This window comes from Devosia enhydra, assembly GCF_900119845.1.
Taxonomy (GTDB): Bacteria; Pseudomonadota; Alphaproteobacteria; order Rhizobiales; family Devosiaceae; genus FPKU01.
Genome location: NZ_FPKU01000001.1, coordinates 1,241,761 through 1,262,456, shown reverse-complemented (window position 1 = coordinate 1,262,456; position 20,696 = coordinate 1,241,761). Strand labels below are relative to the sequence as shown.

Sequence of the window (20,696 nt, the reverse complement as noted above, 5' to 3'; positions counted from 1 at the left end):
CATCAGGTGCATGTCTCAGCGTCTCCGAACCGCCAAGCCCCTGCACACCGGCCTCGCGACGCTCTGCCGACCCCGCGGCAACTCCCGCTGGACGCATTTTCGCACGCGGCAGCCACGACGCCGTGTCGTGGGAATCCGGCGTCGGCCAGCCTTCAGATGGAACTATCCCCTCAAAGCAAAACGGCTCCCCGAGGGGAGCCGTTGCGCAGTGTCAGTGTGTCGGATGTCAGCCGAGGCGGCCGCTGGCATGGGCCAGCATGGTGTAGACCTTGCCGCGATCGGACAGCAGGTGCTCGCGGGTTTCGGCGACAGGCTCGGGGCCTGCGGCCGCACGCTTCAGCAGCTGCTCGAACTCCGACATGTAGGTGCCGGCGGTGCGGGCGAACTCGGCATCGCGCTGCAGGCGCTTGCGCACCTCGTCATAGGTGCCCTGGCCGGTGAGCGTATAAATCCGGCGCGAGAATACATTCTGCTCGCCAGCCTGATAGCGCTGCCAGGCTTCTGCCAAGGCCGCCGGCTCCATCGCACGGGCTATGTCGTCGGTCAGCGAGGTGAAGTTGCCCTGCTGGGGCTGCGGAGCGGGCGCGGCCGGAGCCGTGGCGTTGCGCAGCACATCGCGCAGCCAGCCGCCACCTGACTTTTCTTCGCGCTGGGCCGTCACGGTCTGCGCGGGAGCCGCCTGGGGACGGGGCTTGGCCGCTTCGGCCACGACCGCATCGACACGCGCTGCGGGCGCCGGTTCGGGAGCACGCGGGGCCTGCGGGCGCGGGGCAGCCGGTTCTGCCTCGACGCGAGCCGCCGGCTGGCTCGGGCGCGGAGCCTGCTGGCCGCCACCTGACCGACGCTCATTTGTATCGTGAGTGGCCGGCTGGGCCCGCACGATCGCATTGAGTTCGGACAGGGCTTCGATCTGCTCGGCAACCACGCGGCGCATCGCCGCGGCGCTGGCCTTGGTTTCCTCGGGCAGCTCGATCACGCCGCGCGCCAGTTCGGAACGGGTGGCTTCGAGCTCGCTGCCGACTTCCTTGGCCGTCGCGCGCATGGCGGTGGCGGTGTCGTTGAAGCGACGGGTCGCCTCCTCGAGGGCCTGCTGCATCTCGAGGATCATCGCCTGCTGGGTCTGGCGCAGGAGATCGGAGGCCTTTTCGCCCTCGTTGCCGGCCGACTTGCTGAGCTCGCCCATGCGGGCCACGACGCGCTCGGTGGTAGCGGCAACCGCCCCTTCGAGCTTTTCGCCCGTGCCGGCAATCGCGGCCTCGACCTTGTCGCCGGTCGAAGAGAGCGCTGCCTGCACTTCGTCACGCGTGGTGGTGAGCACCGACTGCACTGTATCGGCGGTGCCGACCATGGCGGTCTGCACCTGATCGGAGGTGGACACCAGTGCGCTCTGCACCTGCTCGGTGGTGGAGACGAGGGTCTCGCGCACCTGATTGCGGGTGGTGGTGAGCACGGTCTCGACCTGACCGCCGGTCTCCTCGAGCGCCGAGCGAACGTCCTCGCGCGTCGCGCCGAGCAGCGACTGAACCTGCTCGCCGGTTTCCTGAAGCACCGTGCGCACGATGCTGCGGGTATCGGTGACCTGGCTCCGGGTCAGCTCGCCGGCTTCGGCGAGGGCAACCTGGATTTCGTTGCGCGTGTTCGAGAGCGACAGGCGGACCTGATCTTCGGTCTGCGCCAGAACGGTGCGCACTTCTTCGCCGGTGCCCGAAATGGCCAGCTGCACCTCGTCACGGGTGCCGACGATGACGCCACGGACCTGCTCGACGGTATCGGCGAGATCGGTCTGCACCTGCTCGCGGGTGGAGGACAGCGCGCCCTGAAGCTGATCGACGGAGGCGCCGACAGTCTCGCGGACTTCGTTGCGGGTGGTGTTGAGCACGGCCTGCACCTGCTCCACCGTATCGCCGAGGCTCTGGGCCACCTGCTCGCGGGTGGACACGAGTGCCCCCTGGAGCTGGTCGACCGACAGGGCCACCGTGTCGCGAACTTCGTCGCGGGTGGTGACCATGACGCCCTGAACCTGCTCGCGGGTCGCAGTGAGCGCGCCCTGAAGTTGGTCGACGGACACGGCGACGGTCTCGCGCACGTCCTCGCGGGCCGCATGGAGCACGCCCTCGATCTGCTCGCGGGTCGACGACAGCGCGCCCTGGACCTGCTCGGCAGAGGCGGTGACCGTTTCGCGAACGTCGTCGCGGGTCGTGGCGAGAACGCTCTGCACCTGATCGAGGGTGGAGCCAAGCGACGCCTGAACCTGCTCAGCCGATGCCGCCATGCTGGCCTGCACCTGCTCGGTCGAGGCCGAGAGGCTCGCCTGGACCTGTTCGGTGGAGGCTGCGAGGCTGGCCTGCACGATGTTGGTCGAAGCCGCGAGAGAGGCCTGGGCCTGTTCCTGGGCGCTGCCCAGCACGGCCTGCACCTGATGGGCGGTATCGGTGAGGGCCGTGCGGACATCCTCACGGGCCTCGAAGATCACCGAGCGGACCTGACCGGTGACCGAGGAAATGCTGGTCTGGACCTCTTCGGTCGAGGACTGGATGCTCTCCTGCACCTGGCCGGCGGTGGCGGCGAGTGTGGCTTGAACCTGATCCTGCGTGTTGACCAGCGCATTCTGGACCTGGTCGACGGTTTCGATAAGCGCCGAGCGCACATCGTCGCGGGTGCCAGCCAGAGCATGCTGCACCTGGTCGGTCGTGGTCGAGAGCACCGAGCGAACCTGCGCGGTGGAGTCGGCGAGGGCCGTCTGCAGCAGATTGCTCGAGTTGAACATCGCCTGCGAGACGCTGCCGGAATTGGCCTCGAGGGCATCGGCGATGGTGGTGGAATTAGCCGCGAGGACATCTTCCATCGTCGCCCGGGCCGTCATCAGGCGGCGCTCGGTGTCGTTGACCGTTTCTGCGATGGCCTGAGCGAAGCCGCGCATGCGGGTGTCGATCTCATCGGCCCGCGAGGTGAAGCTCGTGGCCAGGGCATCCATCGCGCCGCGCCGCTCTTCCAGCGCGGAAAGCGAAAGTTCGCTGGCGCTGTTGAGGTTGGCGGCCGCCGCGTCGATCGTCTGGGCTTCGGCGTTGAGGCTGCCCAAGAGGCTGCCGAACTCGCCGACCATGCCGCGAATGGCGCTCTGGAGCGCACCCACATGCTCGGACACCATCCGGCCGGCTTCCTCGGTGGTGCCGATCGCGTCGCGAACGGTCGAGGAATAGGAGGCCGTCTGCGCCGCCACGCTGCTTTCCAGATGCGCCAGATTGGCGGTGGAGGTGTCGAGCACCTTCTGGAGGAGCATGTTGGAATCGTTGAGCTTGCCGAGCGCCGCCGTCACATCGCTGAGGATGCGCGAGGTCGAGGTCGCCATGATCTCTTCGGCGTTGCGGGCGCTGTCGGCCAGCGAGTTCTGCAGCACCTGGTTGTGGTTGGAGAGGACCGAGCCGAGCAGCTCGGTGCGCTCTTCGACCAGATTGGCAAAGCCCGTGGTGTGCTCGCTGACGCTGCGGTTGAGCGAGGTGATGCGGGTTTCGATCACATCAGTTGCGACGACCGCCTTGTTGGTCACCACGTCCTCGATCGAGGCGGCGGCGGCATTGATCTGCTCGAGCGCATTGCGCACTGCGAGGTCCATGCGGTTTGCCGTATCGGTGACGTCGGCCGAGATGTTGACGGTCGCTGTTTCGATGCGGCGCGAGATGGTTTCGCCCAGACGGTCGGCACCGGCCTCGAGATCGGTCATCGACTGCACGAGCGTCGTATTGATCGCCGTGTTGAGCGTCGACAGGCGTTCTGCGGTGATCTCGGCGCGGGCCGTGATGGCCTCGGGCAGGGTGCCCAGGCGCTGGTCGACGATATCGACGATGGACTTGCGGGCCGAATTGACGCCGGTCTCGATGATGTCGGCGGCGCGGCGGGCGCTGTCCCCGACGGTCGAGGCAGCCTCTTCGATGCGCGTCGAGACACCACCTTCGGCTTCCGCGATCCGCAGGATGGCGCTGTCGACGCCACGCCCGAGATTCTCGTTCACCTCGGCGACCTTGCCGGCGATCAGGGTCGACACGGCATGGGCGCGATCGGCCATGGTGTCGGAAACCATGCGCAGGCTCTGGTCGATGCGCTCGCGCGCGGCCGAGCCCTGAGCATCGATGGTGCGGGCGAGCTCTGCGGTACGGTCGCCGATTGCCGTGGCAAGGGCGGCCGTATGCGTGCCCAGCGTTTCGCCCAGCTGGGTGGTGCGGGTATTGAGGGCCTCGGAGAGCTCGTTGGAGCGCACGCTGACGGTGCGGGCGAGTTCCTGCGTCCTCGTATCGAGGGAGGCGCCGAGCGTCCGCACCTCACGCTGTAGCGTTGCCTCAACCTCCGCATTGCGCGCCGCGATGGTCTCGTCGAACTCCGTGGTGCGGGCGGCGAGAGCGTCGTTGAGCTCCTGGGCGCGACCGGCCATCGTGTCGTTGAGTTCGCGGGCCCGGGTCTGCAGCGTGTCGTTGATCTGCGCGGTGCGACGATCGAGGGCATCGCCGATGAGCTGGGTGCGCTCGTCGATGGCGTGCGAGAGCTGACGCGAGCTGACTTCGATGGCTTCGTTGAACGACTTGGTGCGGTTCTCGATCACGTCGCCGAGCGTCAGGGTGCGCTCGTCGATGGCCTCAGAGAGAACCTGTGCGCGCTCCTGCAGGGTATCGCCGAGGATCCTCGTCTTGCCGTCAAGGGCGTCCGAGAGCGTGCGGGTCTTGCTGTCGAGCGTCTGAGCGAACGCCCGGGTATGGGTTTCGAGCGCGTCGCCGAGCACCTCGGTGCGCTGATCGAGCGACTGGTTGAGCGTTTCGGTGCGGATATCGAGCGCATCCGAGATCAGCTGGACGTGGCCCTCGAGCGATTCCGACAGCTCGCGCGAGCGGGTGGAAATCGCCTCGGTGATGTTCTTGGCCCGCTGGTTGAGCGTCTCGGTCATCTCGCGGGTGCGCTGGCTGACCTGCTCATTGAAATGACCCGACTTCTCGTCGAGAGCCATTTCGAGCACGTTGGCGCGCGCCGAGAACTGGGCATTGTGCTTGTCGAGCGCGGCGATGACCTTCTCGCCCTTGTCGCCCAGAACGCCGTCGAGCAGCCCGAGCCGGCTGTCGATCGCACCGGCGATCTCCTGGAGGCGATTGTCGAACTGGGAGAGGTTTTCCGAGCCGGCGCCCATCAGCGTGATGCGGGCCTTCTCGGTGGTGTCGTCGAGCGCGCCGTTGAGCTCGATCATCGCCGACTGTAGCCGGCTTTCCATGGCGTTGACCTGGATGGAAACGCTTTCGTCGAGCTGCTTGGAGAGGTTCGAGATCAACGATTCCGCTTCGGTGGTACGTGCAGCGATATCGCTGGCGATGCGGGTGCCGATGATGTCGAGCTCGCTCGAGACCTCCTGGCCGCGATCGCGCAGCTGGTCGAGCAGGGTGATGCCGCCCTGGCTAAGAAGCTTGGCGAGGCTGGATGTGCGGTTGTCGATGGCATCCGACAGCGTGATGGCACGGCTGTCGAGCGCTTCGGTCAGCGCGTTCATGCGGCCATCGATGACGGTGCTGAGCTCGCTCGTGCGGGTCTCGAAGGCGTTGGAGATGGCGCCGGCGCGGTCCTCGAGCGTCAGGTTGAGGCGGCTTGCGCTGTCATCGAGCGCCACGAGCAGGTGGCTGGTGCGCTGATCGATCAGCGATACGAAGCTCTCGGTGCGCTCGCCAAAGGCGGAATTGAGCGAATTGCCGGCCGTTTCCAGCGACTTGGTGAGGTTGCCGCCCGATTCCACGATCGTGCCCGCGATGCGCTGGCTGATCATGTCGAGATCGAAGACGAGGCCGGTATGGCTTTCGGTGATGGCTTCGCGGACGCGCTCGGTGTTGGTGATCACGGCCTCGCGCTGGCTGGCGAGTTCCTGGATCAGTGCCCGCATGCGCGATTCGTTGTCGGAATAGGTGCGCTCGAGAGCGGTGACTTCGTTGTGGATCATCACTTCGAGCTCGCCGGCGCGCGACAGGGCACGCTCAAGCCCATCGCCTAGCGCGTTGACTTCGCGGCGAACGGCCTGGCCCACCGAGGCGACTTTTTCGGACGCGGTGGTTTCGGGCTCGGCCAGGCGAATGGCGGCGTGGGTCACGGCGGTGGCGGCGTTGCGCAATTCCTGCGCACGGCGCACCAGCGTCGCGATGGCGAAAAAGCCCATCACGGGAATGATCGCGAGGGCGACGAGGCCGATGAAATCATTGGAGGCCAGGAAGGCAGGGGTCCCCATTTCCCCGCCATGGCGAACGAACAGCACGAGCGCGATGGCGAGCACCCATCCAGCCGAAACGACGCTCGCAACCACGGTCGGGGTGTTGGACGACTTGCTCTGCAACCCGTAGAGGATCTTGGATCCCTGCAGCCGATCGTCATTGGCGACCGTCCCCGCTTGGGCCGCGATCTTGTCGGCGGCGCGGGCACGCTCGGTGCGCGACGAGGGCTCGGGCTGTGCCGGGCGCGTTGCGGGTTTTTGGGGTTGAGCCGGCTTGTCCTCGGCCCCTTCGAGGCCGAAAACCGAATCCTTGAGGGCATCCTCGACGGCGGAGAAAGCCAGAGTTGCGGGATCACCTTGGGGGGTCGTGGATTTCTTCGCCATACTCTTTACAACTCTTTAGTCGGCTGGATTGCGAAAGGCCGGGCCTCTAGAGCTGTCATGGACCGTCACCCGTTTCCGGGCCAGTGTCCATTTGGGTAAAATGCGATTCAAATGCCCGCAGACCCGCCCTTCGACCCCACGCTGCCTCATGCTCGTGGAGTTTCCTTATACATTCAATTTTACGCATCCTGAACGCTTTCTTAAGCGAAGGTTAATTTTGCCCGACCCGGTGGAAAACGCCCGCCGGCGCCTGGCTTAATCGCCTGTTCACCGCCTGCCGCTACGGTGACCCGAAGGCGCAGGGGGCAGCGGCGTGGACCGGTTCAAATCAGTTGCAGTTCCATCTGCCCAGATCGCCCCTCAGGATGCGGCCAAAACAAGGCCGCGCCGTGCCGATCCACTGGATCTGGAGTTTCTCGACCGGCAGTCCCTGGGCGATCCGGGGCTGATGGACGAGATTTTGCGCCAGTTCAAAGACCGGCTGACGCTCTATTTTTCACGCGTCACGGCCAGCACCGACGTGGAAGGGTTGGCGGTCGATCTCAAGATGCTCGGGCTGGCGGCGCGCGGCGTCGGGGCGTGGACGATCGGCGAACTGTCGGCCGGTGCCGAAGCCGAGCTGCGCGACAGCGGCGTCGTCAATCCCGAGCGGATCGAGGATCTGGCGTTGGCGGTTGCGGAGGCGGAGACCTGGCTGTCCGAGCGCATTTCTCGCATGCCGGACTAGGCGCCTTGCGGGGCAGGGCGGTGCTCGCTATATGCGACGCGTCCCCAAAGCCCCGGAAGCGATCATGCCCAACATCACCTTCGTCGAAGCCGATGGCACGCGCCATGACACCGAAGCCGATGTCGGCGCGACCGTGATGGAAACCGCCATCATGAATGGCGTGCCGGGGATCGTTGCCGAATGCGGCGGCGCCTGCACCTGCGCCACCTGCCATGTCTATGTCGATGCGGCGTGGTCCGACACCATCGGCGGCCCGTCCTCGATGGAAGAGGACATGCTCGATTTCGCCTTCGACGTGCGGCCCGAAAGCCGGCTCTCGTGCCAGATCAAGGTCAAGGATGCGTTTGAGGGCGCGGTCTTCCACGTGCCGAGCCGGCAGGGCTGACGCCTGGCCTCAGCTCTCGCAGCGGAAATAGAGGCGCGGGTCGGCCCAGTCCGCGCGCCCCATTTCGGTTCTGTGGAGGTGGAAGCTGTCGGGGTCGAGCCACACGGCGATGTAGGTCTCGGCCGTCGGCGGAGCCCATGTCGTTCTGCCCTCGAAGGCGAAAACCTCGAACAGCGCGGGCTCGCGCCCGGGCGATCCATAGGAAATATGCGTGTCATCGACGGCCTCGATCCGGATGGGATCGTCGCAGGACACGATGATCGCAGAAACGATCGTGCCCTCAGGCTCGGGAAACTTCATGCCCCATTGGCCGGCGAAGGGCGCCGCCAGACCGTTGGGAGCGCCCTCATAGCCCTGCCGGGGAAAATCCTGCGCGTTCGCGGGATGGGAGAGCGCCGTGACGAGAACCGACAGCATCGCCACGGCTATACGTTCACCGCGCCGTATCCTGCTCACGGCGCGCACCGGGTATAGATCACGGGGCTGAACCAGTTCGTGCCCCCGAAAATGTCGATGATGTGGAAGTGGAACCGGTCTGGCGACACCCACACGATCACGCTGGGCGCATAGCCAGCCCGGGGATTGGGCACGACCGTATCGGTGCCGCGGGCCCGGATTTCCAGCGTGTAATCCGGCTGCCCGGCAATCGTGCGCTTGAGCGTGGTCGGCCCGCTGATCTCGAAGATTGTGGGATCATTACAGGCGCCGACGATCTGCAACGGTTCGGCACCCCGGGCGGGGGGAACCGCCTCCTGCCATGCGCCGACGAAGGGTTCGAGCGCTCCGGGAACCGCGCCCTCATAGCTCGTCCGCGGCCAGATCGGGCAGCGTTCGTAGAGATAGGCTTCAGCCGTATCGGGAGTGCCATCGGCGAGGCGGGAATAGAGCAGGAACGCGTCAGGACCCTGCCAGACGGCGATACGATCGAATTCGCCCTGCCACGTCGTGGCGTCATTTTCGTCGGCCAGCGCGAAGGAAAACTCGGCACCCGTTGAGGACGCATAGGTGATGGCGGTGGGTCCGTCGGCCTGAATGCTGGCCGGCATGGCGCAGCTGTCGGTTTCGCTCGTGCGGTCCCCGCCTGGCTTCATGATGGACCAGTTGCCTTCAAAGGGCGCCGCCTGCCCGTCCGCGACCGTTGCGTCACTGACAATCGGCAAGGGCGTCTGGGCCATCGCCAGTGTCGCGGAGAGTGCCGTCAAAAGCGCTGCCAGGCCCAGTCTCGTCATCATCGAGCTCCCTCATGGTCCCCGTTGGGACGTCGCAACCTGCCAGCAGCTTGGGTGGGCGACAAGACGATCTGAAACGGATTTGCTACGGCGCCCGGCGCTTTAGACCGCCATTCTAGTGCCTTGCGGCAAAGGGAAATACTCCCGCCTTTGCGGCCCGCGCGCTTGAGGCGGTGCGGCAAAGGCCGTATGTCCAAGCGCGAAATCGGATACCCGGACATGGGCGAACTCACCACATTTCCCGTCTCGGTCAAGGTTGCCGGGCGCAAGGTTCTCGTCGTCGGCGGGGGCGATGAAGCCTTGGCCAAAGTGCGCCTGCTCGCCAAGACCCGGGCCGATATCCATGTCGCGTCGAGCGCGATGGACGTCGACTTTTCCGAGTTTGCGGTGACGCCCGTGTCGCGTGCCCCCGTCCCTTGCGATTTTCTGGGGGCCGCGCTCGTCTTTATCGCCGATTATGGTCCCGAAGGCCGCGCGGCCGAGCGCATGGCGCGGGCCGCCGGCATTCCGTGCAATGTCGTCGACAGGCCATCGCGCTGCGATTTCTACACGCCCTCGATCGTCGATCGCGCACCGCTGACCATCGCCATCAGCAGCGAGGGGGCATCGCCTGTTCTCGCACGCCTCATCCGCGCCCGCATCGAGGCGATGCTTCCTCCCGCGCTCGGCAAATTGGCGAGTCTTGCCGGCAGCTTGCGCCACAAGGTTGAAGCACTGATTCAGGACGGCGCTACTCGCCGCCGGTTCTACGAGGCGCTTGTGACGTCGCCCGTGATCGCCGACGCCACCGGCGCCGAGGCGCTGCTGTTGCGTCATGCGGCGGCTGAGGCAAAGGGCGAGGTGTGGCTGATCGGCGCCGGGCCGGGCGCCGAAGACCTCCTGACCCTCCGTGCCCAGCGGCTGCTGCAGGAAGCCGATGTCATCGTTCATGATCAGCTGGTGCCGGCGGCCGTGGTTGAGATGGGGCGTCGCGACGCCGAGCGTATTCCGGTCGGAAAGACCAAGGGACATCATTCGTTCAGCCAAGCCCAGATCAATACCCTGCTGGTGCGGCTGGCGGGCGAAGGCAAGCGGGTCGCGCGGCTAAAGAGCGGCGATCCGATGGTTTTCGGGCGGGCAGGCGAGGAGATCGCTGCCCTTCGGAAGGCCGGAATCCCCTACACGATCGTGCCCGGAGTGACCGCCGCCCTTGCCGCAGCCGCAGATACCGCATCGCCGCTGACCTTGCGCAAGGTCTCGTCCGGCGTCGTGTTCGCCACGGCCCACGGTGCCGATGACGAGGCGCTGCGGCACTGGGCCAGCCTCGCAGGCTCGGGCCTGTCGCTGGCGCTTTACATGGGCAAGTCGATCGCGGCCGAGACAGCGGCACGGCTGATGGCTCACGGCCTGCCGGGGGCGACCCCGGTCGGCATCGTCGTCAATGCCGGAAGAGCCGACCGGAAGGCGAGCCTGGGCACGCTCTCCGGGCTTGCTTCCGGCGCCGGCCAGTTTCCGCAGGGACCGGCGGTGATCCTGGTCGGCGATGCGGTCGCGGCGGGTGACTGGGCCGACGCTCTCCCGATAGATCAACTTCAGCAAAGGGTTGCGTGATGGACATCCTCACCGGCAACGAACTGCTTTCCGGCGCCACCGTTTATCTCGACACCGAGGGGCGCTGGGTCGAGGATTTGCAGGCGGCACGCATCTTTCTGCCCGAAGAGGCGGAGGCGCGCGACGCTGCAATCGCCGCAACGAAAAAGACGGGTCGCATTCTTTCGCTCGAGGTCGAAGCTGTGAAGCTCGTCGACAGGGTGGTCGTGCCATTGCGCATCCGCGAACGGATCAGGGCCGCCGGGCCGACCGCCCCGGCATTCGAGCGCCAGCACCTCGACGAGGACAGCCATGTATCGATATGACGAGTTCGACGCGGCCTTCGTCCGCGAGCGTACGGCCCAGTTTTCAGACCAGGTGCGCCGCCGCATCAGTGGCGAGCTGAGCGAGGATCAGTTCCGCCCCCTGCGGCTGATGAACGGGCTCTACCTGCAACTGCATGCCTATATGCTGCGGGTCGCTGTGCCTTACGGCACGCTGTCGTCGCGACAGATGCGGATGCTGGCCCATCTCGCCCGGACATATGATCGGGGCTATGGGCATTTCACCACCCGGCAGAACATCCAGTATAACTGGCCGAAACTGCGCGATATTCCGTCAATCCTCGCGGATCTTGCGTCGGTGGAAATGCATGCCATCCAGACGTCGGGCAATTGCATCCGCAATGTCACGACCGACCAGTTTGCCGGTGCGGCCGCAGATGAAATCATCGACCCCCGTCCGGTCGGCGAAATACTGCGCCAATGGTCGAGCCTTCATCCTGAATTCACCTTCTTGCCGCGCAAGTTCAAGATCGCGCTGACGGGATCGCCCAATGACCGGGCGGCAATCAAGTTCCACGACATCGGCTTGATGGCTGCACTCAACGGGGCCGGTGAGATCGGCTGGTCGGTCTATGTGGGTGGCGGGCTGGGCCGGACGCCCATGATCGGCAAGCTGATCAATGCCTATGTGCCACACGAGCACCTGCTGAGCTATCTCGAAAGCATCATGCGGGTGTATAATCGCTATGGCCGGCGCGACAATAAATACAAGGCGCGTATCAAGATCCTCGTGCATGAGGAGGGTCTCGAGACAATAAAGGCGCAGGTCGAGGAAGAATTCGCGCAGGTCCGCGGCGGCAGGCTGACTCTTCCGCAGGAAGAACTCGATCGGATCGGCGCCTATTTCGCTCCTCCGCCGTTCAAGTCCCTGCCCGTGGCGGCGATCGATATTGCCCGCGAGAAGATCCTCGATGCCGCTTATGGAAGCTGGCTCGAGAACAATCTCCACCCGCACCGCGTGCCCGGCTATGTGTCGGTGACCATCTCGCTGAAGCCGATCGGTGCGGCACCGGGCGACGCGACCGACGCGCAGATGGAGGCGGTCGCCGATCTTGCGGAGCGCTATTCGTTCGATGAACTCCGCGTCAGCCACGAGCAGAATCTCGTTCTGCCGCATGTGCTTGTGAGTGATCTGCCCGCCGTCTATGTGGCCCTGGTCGAGGCCGGCCTGGCGGAAGGCAATGCGGGGCTCATCTCCGACATGATCGCCTGCCCGGGTCTCGATTACTGTGCGCTGGCCAATGCGCGCTCGATCCCCATCGCGCAGGAGATCAGCCGCCGGTTTGCGGCGCCGGAGCGGCAGAAGGAGATCGGGGCGCTCAAGATCAAGATTTCGGGCTGCATCAATGCCTGTGGGCACCACCATGTGGGCCATATCGGCATTCTGGGGGTGGAGAAGAAGGGCACCGAACTCTACCAGATCACGGTGGGCGGTGACGGAACCGAAGCCGCCGCGATCGGCAAGATCCTCGGGCCGGGCTTTGAGGCGGAGGCCGTTCCGGCGGCGATCGAGCGGCTGGTCGAAGCCTATATCGCCCGGCGCCAAACCCCTGACGAACCTTTCATTTCTGCCTATCGGCGGCTGGGCGACGCACCCTTCAAGGAGGCTCTTTATGGGACTGCCTAAGCTCGCCATTACGCCGGCCAAGCCCGACAAGCTGAGGGCGCTGGGGGTCATTGCGCTCAACGGCATGTTCGACGAGATGGATGCGCTGGGGGTGCTGCGCTACGCCATCGAGGAGGTGCTGCCGGGCGATATTGCGATCGTATCGTCGTTCGGGGCTGATTCGGCGGTTCTGCTGCATCTGGTGTCGCAGGTGGACCGGGCATTGCCGGTCTATTTCCTTGAAACCGGGAAGCATTTTGCCGAGACGCTGGCCTATGTCGAGACGCTGCGGCAGCGCTTCGGGCTGACACGGGTGACGGCACTGCATCCGGACCCGGCGGATGTGGCGCGATTCGATCCGGACGGACAGCTGTGGGAGCGCGATCCCGATTCGTGCTGCCACATCCGGAAAACCGAGCCGCTGGAACCGGTTACGGCACAATTTGGCGGCTGGGTGACCGGGCGCAAGCGCTACCAGACGGCGGAGCGCGGCGTGCTGCCGCATTTCGAGCTGACCTCGGATGATCGCATAAAGATCAACCCCTTGGCGTACTTCTCCGACAGCGATGTCAACGCGTACAAGGCGCAACATGGGCTGCCCGAGCATCCACTTTATGATAAGGGTTACAAATCAATAGGTTGTGCCCCTTGTACCAGCGTGGTGGCGGCGGGTGAGGACCCGCGTGCCGGCCGCTGGCGCGGGTTCAACAAAAAGGAATGCGGCATCCATTTCGATTTCAACGGAGCCATCGCCAAGCCCATGATCGGCCAGAAGAATTTGTGGAAGGATGGCGCTTTCACCGCTGATCCGTTCCGGGCATGGGCGGAGACCGACAGCCCCGAAACGGCGCGTTACGCGCACGTGCCTGTCGACGTATTCCTGCGCAATCGCGTGGCATTCCTGTCCAATCCGCATCCAATCGGACTGCATGTATCCCCGGCCGATCAGGTGGAGCAGGTGGAGGCCGATCTCTTACGCTTCGCGTCGATCGCGATCGCCTTTCCGGCCTTTACCGATGGGCGCGGCTATTCGACCGCACGGCTCCTCTCCGAGCGGTTCGGATATACCGGCGAGATCCGGGCGGTGGGCGATGTCCTCGCCGACCAGGTGCCGCTGATGCGCCGTTGCGGGATCACGGCTTTCGTTGTAACGCACGAGCCGACCCGCCGGGCGCTCGAATCCGGGCAACTGGCAACCGTCAACCTGTTCTACCAGCCGGTCGGCACGACCGAGGTGCCGGTGGGTACCCGGCCCTTCCTGCGCAGGGCACAGTAGCGGCGGTCGCTTGAGACGGGAGCCGATCCGGTCCCCCCGTGCGAACGGGGCGGTGGCCGGGCTCGGCCGATTGCAGCGCCGGCTTCGGCGGGCGCCATGAAGGACAGAGAGCAAATGAGCCAGAACACGTTCGAGACAGACGTCGTGATCATCGGCGGGGGCCCGGTCGGGCTGTTCGCGGTGTTCGAGCTTGGCCTTCTGGACCTCAAATGCCATGTGATCGACATTCTCGACCGGCCGGGCGGCCAGTGCGCCGAGCTCTATCCGGAAAAGCCGATCTACGATATTCCCGGCTTTCCCGTGATCACGGGCCAGGGGCTGACCGACAATCTGATGGCGCAGATCGCGCCGTTCGGGCCGCAGTTCCATTTCTCGCGCATGGTGACCAAGCTCGACAAGCTGCCCGACGGGCGCTTCCAGCTGACCACCGATGCGGATGAGACTTTCATCTGCAAGGTGGTGGTGATCGCGGCGGGCGGCGGTTCGTTCCAGGCCAAGCGGCCACCGGTCGAGGGCATCGACGCCTATGAGGGCAAGTCGGTGTTCTATGCGGTGCGCCGCATGGATGACTTCCGCGATCAGGACGTGGTGATCGTGGGCGGCGGCGATTCGGCGCTCGACTGGACATTGAACCTGCAGCCGATCGTGCGGACGCTGACGCTGGTGCATCGCCGCAGGGCGTTTCGCGGCGCGCCGGATTCGGTCAATAAGATGGAAGACCTGGTGTCCGAGGGCAAGATTTCCCTCCTCATCGGGCAGATCGCCAGGGTCGAGGGCGAGAACGGCCAGTTGAGCCGGGTGCATTTTGCCACCGAAGCCGGCGATGTCAGCCTGCCGGCAACGCGCATGCTGCCGTTTTTCGGGCTGACGATGAAGCTCGGGCCGGTGGGCGATTGGGGCCTCGAGCTCAATGACAATCTGATCGCGGTGGATACCGAGAAATTCGCCACCTCGGTGCCGGGCGTTTTCGCCATCGGCGACATCAACACCTATCCGGGCAAGCTCAAGCTGATCCTGTCGGGCTTCCATGAAGCGGCGCTGATGGCGCAGGCGGCCAAGAAGATCGTGTCGCCGGACGAGCGCGTGGTGTTCCAGTACACGACATCCTCGACCAAGCTGCAAAAGAAGCTCGGCGTCGCCTGATCGCGGGATGAGGCGCTAATGCGTCAGGCGCCTGGCCGGTCGAAGGCGAAATAATCGCCGCGCTCGGCCAGAGCACGCGCCAGCATCAGCTCGTATTCGGCGCGGGGCACTTCGATGCCGCCGAGACTGGCCAGATGCGGGGTGACGAACTGCGTATCGAGCAGGCTGTAGCCGCCGGCCCGCAGCCGCTCGACGAGGTGGACCAGCGCAATCTTGCTGGCATCGGTCGCCCTGTGGAACATGGATTCCCCGAAGAACGCGCCTCCCAGCGAAAGCCCGTAAAGCCCGCCGACCAGCGCTGACCCGTCCCAGACTTCGACGGTGTGGACATAGCCTCGGGTGAACAGCTCGCCATAGACGCGGCGGATGGTGGCATTGATCCAGGTGCTGTCGCGTTCCGAGCCGGCCGTGGCGCAGCCCTCGATCACCGCCTCGAAATCAGTATCGACCCGCACCGCAAAGCCGTGCGTCTTGAGGCGCTTGCGCAGGCTTTTGGAGATGTGGAGCCCATCGAGCGGGAGAATGCCGCGCTGCTCGGGCGAGACCCAGAAGAGGTCAGTGTCCTCGGCATCCTCGGCCATGGGGAAGATGCCGGCGCGGTAGGCGCGCAGGATGAGCTCGGGCGTGATCTCGATGGCGAAGGGGTCTGACTTGCGCGCCATGGTTCGCCGTCGGGGCTCCGGGAGCGGTTCGAGACGCAGTGGACCCAGGCGAACGGGAGAGTGTCGCCCGGACGAGGCAGGGGCATCCGGCAGGATATGCCGGATGCCGAAAGGGGCGTCAGACCTTGTTGGCCGCGAGGTATTTTTCGAGCCAGTGGATGTCGTAATTGCCTGAGAGGATATCGGGCTCCTTGATCAGCCGCTGGAAGAGCGGCAGCGTCGTCTTGACGCCATCGACCACGAATTCGTCGATGGCGCGCCTGAGGCGCTGCAGGCACTCCTCGCGGGTACGGCCATAGACGATGAGCTTGCCGATCAGCGAGTCGTAATAGGGCGGGATCGTGTAGCCCTGATAAACGGCGCTGTCGACGCGCACGCCGACGCCGCCGGCCGGATGATAGAAGCTGATCTTGCCCGGCGAAGGCGCGAAGGTCTGCGGATCTTCGGCGTTGATGCGCACCTCGATGGCATGGCCGTAGAAGGGCACCTTGTCCTGCTCGATCGAGAGGGTTTCGCCCGAGGCGACGCGGATCTGCTCGTAGACGATATCGATGCCGGTGATGCGCTCGGTCACCGGATGCTCCACCTGCAGGCGGGTGTTCATCTCGATGAAGTAGAACTCGCCATTCTCGTAGAGGAACTCGATGGTGCCGGCGCCCGAGTATTTGAGCTTGCGCATGGCAGCAGCGCAGATTTCGCCGATGCGCATCTGCTGGTCCTTGGGCACGGTCGGCGCCGAGGCCTCTTCCCAGATCTTCTGGTGACGCCGCTGCAAGGAGCAGTCGCGCGTTCCCAGATGCACGGCATTGCCCTGGCCATCGCCCATCACCTGCACCTCGATATGGCGCGGCTTGGCGAGGTATTTTTCCATGTAGACGGAATCATTGCCGAAGGCGGCCTTGGCCTCGGACCGCGCCGTTGACCAGGCGACGATGAGATCGGCTTCCGAGGGCGCAACCTTCATGCCGCGGCCACCGCCGCCGGCAGTGGCCTTGATCAGCACCGGATAGCCGATTTCGGCCGCGGTGCGGCGGGCTTCCTCTTCGGTCGAGACGGCGCCGGCAGAACCGGGCACCACGGGAATGCCGAGCTCGACGGCCGTCTTCTTGGCCGTGATCTTGTCGCCCATGATCTCGATATGGTGCGAGGACGGGCCGATGAAGGTGATCTTGTGCTCGGTGAGGATGCGGGCAAAGCGCGCATTCTCGGACAGAAATCCATAGCCCGGATGCACCGCATCGGCGCCGGTGATTTCGCAGGCGGCCAGGATCGAGGGAATGTTGAGATAGCTGTCGCGGGCCGGGTTGGGGCCGATGCAGACACTCTCGTCGGCCAGCCGGACATGCATGGCGTTCGAATCGGCGACCGAATGCACCGCCACGGTCTGGATGCCCAAATCCTTGCAGGCCCGGAGGATGCGCAGCGCGATCTCGCCGCGATTGGCGATAAGGACCTTCTGAAACAAGGCTGCCTCCGGCTATTCGATGACGGCGAGCGGCTGGCCGTATTCGACCGGCAGGGCATCCTCGAACAGGATGCGGGTGACAGTGCCCGAGCGATGCGCGGGGATCTGGTTCATGGTCTTCATCGCTTCCACGATGAGGATGGTCTGGCCCTCGGAGACCTTGGAGCCGACTTCCACGAACTTCTTGGCGCCGGGCTCGGGCGCCGCATAGGCCGTGCCCACCATCGGGGAGGTGAGGGTGCCGGGGTTGGAGGCGAGATCTTCGGCCGTGCTGGGCGCTGCCGCAGCGGCGGGCGCCGCAGCCGGAGCGGCAGGCGCGGGCGCTGCCGGGTAAGGCATGGGCGCGGCATAGGCCTGCATCGCCGGACCGGCGGGCGCGGCGTAGCTGCGCGTGACGCGGACGCGGAAATCGTCGCGCTCGATCTCGATTTCAGCGAGATTCTGCTCGTTGAGCAGCTCGGCGATGGTGCGGATCAGATCCTGGTCCACCTGCGATGGCTTGGTCATGATGGCGTCGCCTCCTGGGCCGACCGTCTATTTCAGCTTGTCCGCCAGCGCGATCAGCGCCAGCCGGTATCCGAGAGGCCCGAACCCGCACAACACACCGCTCGCCACGGGCGAGACATAGGAGTGATGGCGGAAGGCTTCGCGGGTGTAGATGTTGGAAATGTGAACTTCGATGACCGGGAGGGCCACGGCGCGGATCGCGTCGTGAATGGCCACCGAAGTGTGCGAATAGGCGCCCGGATTGATGACGATGGCCGCGTATCGGCCCAGCGCCTGCTGGATCCAGGTGACGAGCTCGCCCTCGTGGTTGGACTGGCGGCATTCCACCGCAAGCCCGAGCGCCTCGCCCTCGGCCCGGCACATCGCCTCGATATCGGCGAGCGTCTGGGCGCCATAGGTGCCCGGCTCGCGCACGCCGAGCATGTTGAGATTGGGTCCGTTGAGAACCAGAACGTCCTTGGCCATGATACCGCCTTCTGCACCGGCCCCTCTGCCAGCGCAAGCGGCACTATACGAAATGCACGAGAAAGGCAAAGCCAAGGCGGGCTTCGACCCTCAGGAACTGCATTGCGTGCTGCCGCAGGCGCGGATGTTGGCGATCTTTTCGCGCAGGGTCTCGATGCCGACGGCGCCAGGGATGATCTCGTCGCCCAGGATATAGGTGGGGGTGCCGGTGATGTTGAGCTGGCGGGCCAGCGCCACGGTGCGGGTCAGCGCATCGGTGACCGGCTGGGACTGCATGTCGAGCTCGACGCTGACCGGGCTCAGGCCCAGCTGCTGGGCGGCGGCCAGCGCGGTCTGTCCGCTGACCTGCCCGCGGCTGGTGAACAGCGCCTCATGGAAGGCCCAGTAATCGATGTCGTCCTTGCCCGCGACGACGAGCGCCACGCGGGCCGCCTCGACCGACTCGCGTGAAAGGATGGGGAATTCCTTGAGCACGACCTTGAGCCCGGGATCGCTCTCGAGCAGTTCGGCGAGATCGGGCAGGGCATTGCGGCAGAAGCTGCAATTGTAGTCGAAGAGCTCGACCAGCGTCACATCGCCCTCGGGATTGCCGAGGACGATGTTGGCGGGATCGGCGTAGATCTGCTCCTGCGCACTGGCGAGGGCGACGCGCGAGGTCTCGCGCTGCTCGGTCCGCAGTTCGGTATCGAGGGCGCTCGACAGGCGCTGCAGCACGCGCGGATCAGACATCAGATAGGCCTCGATCATCGGGTTGATGACGGAGGGATCGAGCGCCGCCGTCGCCGTCGCGGTGCCGCCGGCGATGGCTTCGCTGACGATGGCGCGGATGCGCGCCTCGTCGGTGGGCTGGGACTGGTGGTAGAGCGTGGTGCCGAGCGCGCCGGCCAGTGCGCCGCAGAGAAGGCCCAGAACGAGTGTCGAGCGCGACATGCGGGCTCCTGCGATTCGTGTGACGCGGGGCCGGGAGCGGCCTCTTGCCGTGCCTCTTAGCATCAAATTGCCGTGCCGGGTCGAGGCCCGGCGCTCAATTCCTGTTGAGGTCGGAATTGAGGTTGAGGTGAGGGCCTCGAGCCGGTAGGCGTCGGGCGCCCGATGTGCTCAGAGGAGAGCCAGATGCCCGCCTTGCCGCCGCAGCACGACCTGCCCGAGGGCCATGCCGATGACGGGCTGACCCCGTTCCACGCCATGGAGATCCTGGCGCTGGCGCGTCAGCTCGAGGGGCAGGGGCGATCGATCTGCCATCTCGAGGTGGGCGAGCCCTGCGTGCCGCCCGCGCCCGAGGTGCGGCGGGCCGCTGTGGACGCGCTGGCGCTGCCGCAGCGCTACACCCATGCCAAGGGGATGCCCGAATTGCGGGCGCGGCTGGCGCGGTGGTATCGCGAGCGGCATGGCGCGGAGGTCGACCCCGAGCATATCCTCGTGACCATGGGGTCGTCGGCCGGCTTCATCCTGGCGTTTCTATCGGCGTTCGCTCCGGGCGCGCGCATAGCGGTGACGCGGCCGGGTTACCCTGCCTATCTCAACACGATCGCGGCGCTGGGCTTTTCGGCGCGCGAGATCGCGCTGTCGCCCGAGACGGGATGGCGGCTCGATGCGGAGATGATCGAGGCGGCGTTCCGCGCGGAGCCGTTCGAGGGGCTGCTGTTTGCTTCGCCGGCCAACCCGACCGGCGCGATGATTTCGCCCGAGGGGATGGCAGGGGTGGTCGAGACCTGCCGGCGGCTCGGGGTGCGGCTCATCTCGGACGAGATCTATCATGGGCTGAGCCATGGCATGCGCTGCGCCAGCGCGCTCGAGACGACGGATGAGGCGATCATCGTCAACAGCTTCTCGAAATATTTCTGCATGACCGGCTGGCGCATCGGCTGGCTGGTGCTGCCCGAGGCGCTGGTGCGCCGCGCAGAGATGCTGCAGCAGAACCTCTTCATTTCCGCACCGAGCCTGAGCCAGGTCGCGGGCCTCGCCGCGCTCGAAACCACCGCCTATTCCGAGGTGCAGCGCGAAGGCTATGGCCGCAATCGGGTGCTGTTGACCGAGGGGCTGGCGCAGCTGGGGTTCGGCGTCGGGGCGCCTTCGGACGGTGCGTTCTACGCCTATGCCGATGCCTCGGCCTTCACCAACCAGTCGCTGGAGTTCTGCAAGGCGATGCTGGCGGAGGCGGGGGTGGCGGCAACGCCGGGGATCGATTTCGACCGCCGCGATGGCGGGCGCTATGTGCGCTTTTCCTATGCCGGCACCGAGGCGACGATGACCGAGGCGCTGGAGCGCCTCGGAGGCTGGCTCAGCCGGTAGTCGGTTCAGCCCATCACGATGGGCTGGAAGCCGCCATAGATCATCAGCTTCATGTCGGTGAGCTGGCCCATCTCCTCGAACAGCGCCTGGAGCCGGGCGTCGCTCATCATGGCTTCGCCGACCTTGTCGCGCGCCGCCTTGTCCGGATAGGTCAGGAACGAGATCATCACGATGTCGTCCTCGCCCGCCTGCACGGCACGCGGAAAGGAGGTGAGTTCGCCCATGGGCACGTCGTCGCCGACCGCTTCCATGTAGCCGGAGGCGCCGAGTTCCTTCCACAGCGGCGCCATCTTGTGGACGAGGGCCTTGTAGGCCTCGAGCTTCTCCCTGGGCACCGAGCAGCAGAACGCATCGATATAGGCCATTGGGGTTTCTCCTCTTTTGATTGTTGTGGGTGAAAACGCAGAAGGCCC

General features: G+C 65.5%; 17 protein-coding genes. 8 read left to right on the top strand and 9 right to left on the bottom strand.

Features of this window, described 5'->3' with window-relative positions; all coding sequences use genetic code 11:
- Nucleotides 1-226: 226 nt before the first annotated feature.
- On the bottom strand, nt 227-6,613 hold the full coding sequence (locus tag BT183_RS06130; protein ID WP_072339937.1) for an apolipoprotein A-IV repeat region-like domain-containing protein: 6,387 nt from the start codon (nt 6,611-6,613) through the stop codon (nt 227-229).
- 313 nt (nt 6,614-6,926) lie between these two features.
- Between BT183_RS06130 and BT183_RS06125 the strand changes: the two genes are divergently transcribed.
- Nucleotides 6,927-7,340, top strand: coding sequence for a hypothetical protein (locus BT183_RS06125; protein ID WP_143145680.1), 414 nt, complete (start codon nt 6,927-6,929; stop codon nt 7,338-7,340).
- Nucleotides 7,341-7,404: 64 nt separating this feature from the next.
- Nucleotides 7,405-7,725: a 2Fe-2S iron-sulfur cluster-binding protein gene (locus BT183_RS06120; RefSeq protein WP_072341621.1), complete on the top strand. Its 321-nt coding sequence runs from the start codon at nt 7,405-7,407 to the stop codon at nt 7,723-7,725.
- A 9-nt stretch (nt 7,726-7,734) separates the two neighbouring features.
- Here BT183_RS06120 and BT183_RS06115 read toward each other — a convergent pair whose 3' ends face one another.
- Both BT183_RS06115 and BT183_RS06110 read right to left on the bottom strand, forming a co-directional pair.
- Nucleotides 7,735-8,181, bottom strand: coding sequence for a hypothetical protein (locus BT183_RS06115; protein ID WP_143145679.1), 447 nt, complete (start codon nt 8,179-8,181; stop codon nt 7,735-7,737).
- Entirely contained in the window at nt 8,178-8,954 is a 777-nt protein-coding gene (locus tag BT183_RS06110; RefSeq protein ID WP_143145678.1) for a hypothetical protein, read from the bottom strand. Before BT183_RS06110 ends, BT183_RS06115 begins: the two co-directional genes overlap by 4 nt.
- A 219-nt stretch (nt 8,955-9,173) precedes the next feature.
- Here BT183_RS06110 and cysG point away from each other — a divergent pair, with 219 nt between their 5' ends.
- The 5 genes from cysG (at nt 9,174) to BT183_RS06085 (ending at nt 14,892) form a co-directional block, all read left to right on the top strand.
- Nucleotides 9,174-10,544, top strand: coding sequence for a siroheme synthase CysG (gene cysG / locus BT183_RS06105; protein WP_072341618.1), 1,371 nt, complete (start codon nt 9,174-9,176; stop codon nt 10,542-10,544).
- On the top strand, nt 10,544-10,849 hold the full coding sequence (locus BT183_RS06100; protein ID WP_072339929.1) for a DUF2849 domain-containing protein: 306 nt from the start codon (nt 10,544-10,546) through the stop codon (nt 10,847-10,849). The genes cysG and BT183_RS06100 overlap by 1 nt, the downstream gene beginning before the upstream one ends.
- A complete protein-coding gene (locus BT183_RS06095) occupies nt 10,836-12,494 on the top strand; it encodes a nitrite/sulfite reductase (protein WP_072339927.1) in 1,659 nt (552 codons plus the stop codon). The genes BT183_RS06100 and BT183_RS06095 overlap by 14 nt, the downstream gene beginning before the upstream one ends.
- Complete coding sequence (locus BT183_RS06090; protein ID WP_072339925.1) at nt 12,481-13,749, top strand: phosphoadenylyl-sulfate reductase; 1,269 nt, start codon at nt 12,481-12,483, stop codon at nt 13,747-13,749. The genes BT183_RS06095 and BT183_RS06090 overlap by 14 nt, the downstream gene beginning before the upstream one ends.
- Nucleotides 13,750-13,863: 114 nt before the next feature.
- Entirely contained in the window at nt 13,864-14,892 is a 1,029-nt protein-coding gene (locus BT183_RS06085; protein WP_072339923.1) for an NAD(P)/FAD-dependent oxidoreductase, read from the top strand.
- A gap of 23 nt (nt 14,893-14,915) precedes the next feature.
- Here the strand turns inward: BT183_RS06085 and aat are convergent, their stop codons facing one another.
- From aat to BT183_RS06060, 5 genes are all read right to left on the bottom strand, one after another.
- Entirely contained in the window at nt 14,916-15,554 is a 639-nt protein-coding gene (gene aat, locus BT183_RS06080; RefSeq protein WP_072339921.1) for a leucyl/phenylalanyl-tRNA--protein transferase, read from the bottom strand.
- Nucleotides 15,555-15,672: 118 nt separating this feature from the next.
- Entirely contained in the window at nt 15,673-17,019 is a 1,347-nt protein-coding gene (gene accC / locus BT183_RS06075) for an acetyl-CoA carboxylase biotin carboxylase subunit (RefSeq protein WP_072339919.1), read from the bottom strand.
- Nucleotides 17,020-17,031: 12 nt separating this feature from the next.
- Nucleotides 17,032-17,529: an acetyl-CoA carboxylase biotin carboxyl carrier protein gene (gene accB / locus BT183_RS06070; protein WP_425290552.1), complete on the bottom strand. Its 498-nt coding sequence runs from the start codon at nt 17,527-17,529 to the stop codon at nt 17,032-17,034.
- A 24-nt stretch (nt 17,530-17,553) separates the two neighbouring features.
- Nucleotides 17,554-17,991: a type II 3-dehydroquinate dehydratase gene (gene aroQ / locus BT183_RS06065; protein WP_072339915.1), complete on the bottom strand. Its 438-nt coding sequence runs from the start codon at nt 17,989-17,991 to the stop codon at nt 17,554-17,556.
- A gap of 90 nt (nt 17,992-18,081) precedes the next feature.
- Complete coding sequence (locus BT183_RS06060) at nt 18,082-18,921, bottom strand: DsbA family protein (RefSeq protein WP_177282409.1); 840 nt, start codon at nt 18,919-18,921, stop codon at nt 18,082-18,084.
- 183 nt (nt 18,922-19,104) lie between these two features.
- Here BT183_RS06060 and BT183_RS06055 point away from each other — a divergent pair, with 183 nt between their 5' ends.
- Nucleotides 19,105-20,283, top strand: coding sequence for a pyridoxal phosphate-dependent aminotransferase (locus BT183_RS06055; RefSeq protein ID WP_072339913.1), 1,179 nt, complete (start codon nt 19,105-19,107; stop codon nt 20,281-20,283).
- Between the two features lie 5 nt (nt 20,284-20,288).
- Here the strand turns inward: BT183_RS06055 and BT183_RS06050 are convergent, their stop codons facing one another.
- Nucleotides 20,289-20,648 (bottom strand): DUF1428 domain-containing protein, encoded by a 360-nt coding sequence (locus BT183_RS06050; RefSeq protein ID WP_072339911.1) that lies wholly within the window; start codon nt 20,646-20,648, stop codon nt 20,289-20,291.
- Between the last annotated feature and the right edge of the window lie 48 nt (nt 20,649-20,696).

Excerpts from the sequence above, each read along its gene's own strand:
- BT183_RS06090 (WP_072339925.1), top strand. The coding sequence starts at position 12,481 with ATGGGACTGCCTAAGCTCGCCATTACGCCGGCCAAGCCCGACAAGCTG.
- BT183_RS06095 (WP_072339927.1), top strand. The coding sequence starts at position 10,836 with ATGTATCGATATGACGAGTTCGACGCGGCCTTCGTCCGCGAGCGTACG.
- BT183_RS06110 (WP_143145678.1), bottom strand. The coding sequence starts at position 8,954 with ATGACGAGACTGGGCCTGGCAGCGCTTTTGACGGCACTCTCCGCGACA.
- BT183_RS06085 (WP_072339923.1), top strand. The coding sequence starts at position 13,864 with ATGAGCCAGAACACGTTCGAGACAGACGTCGTGATCATCGGCGGGGGC.
- BT183_RS06050 (WP_072339911.1), bottom strand. The coding sequence starts at position 20,648 with ATGGCCTATATCGATGCGTTCTGCTGCTCGGTGCCCAGGGAGAAGCTC.
- cysG (WP_072341618.1), top strand. The coding sequence starts at position 9,174 with ATGGGCGAACTCACCACATTTCCCGTCTCGGTCAAGGTTGCCGGGCGC.
- aroQ (WP_072339915.1), bottom strand. The coding sequence starts at position 17,991 with ATGGCCAAGGACGTTCTGGTTCTCAACGGACCCAATCTCAACATGCTC.
- aat (WP_072339921.1), bottom strand. The coding sequence starts at position 15,554 with ATGGCGCGCAAGTCAGACCCCTTCGCCATCGAGATCACGCCCGAGCTC.
- BT183_RS06100 (WP_072339929.1), top strand. The coding sequence starts at position 10,544 with ATGGACATCCTCACCGGCAACGAACTGCTTTCCGGCGCCACCGTTTAT.
- BT183_RS06130 (WP_072339937.1), bottom strand. The coding sequence starts at position 6,613 with ATGGCGAAGAAATCCACGACCCCCCAAGGTGATCCCGCAACTCTGGCT.
- BT183_RS06060 (WP_177282409.1), bottom strand. The coding sequence starts at position 18,921 with ATGTCGCGCTCGACACTCGTTCTGGGCCTTCTCTGCGGCGCACTGGCC.
- BT183_RS06055 (WP_072339913.1), top strand. The coding sequence starts at position 19,105 with ATGCCCGCCTTGCCGCCGCAGCACGACCTGCCCGAGGGCCATGCCGAT.
- BT183_RS06120 (WP_072341621.1), top strand. The coding sequence starts at position 7,405 with ATGCCCAACATCACCTTCGTCGAAGCCGATGGCACGCGCCATGACACC.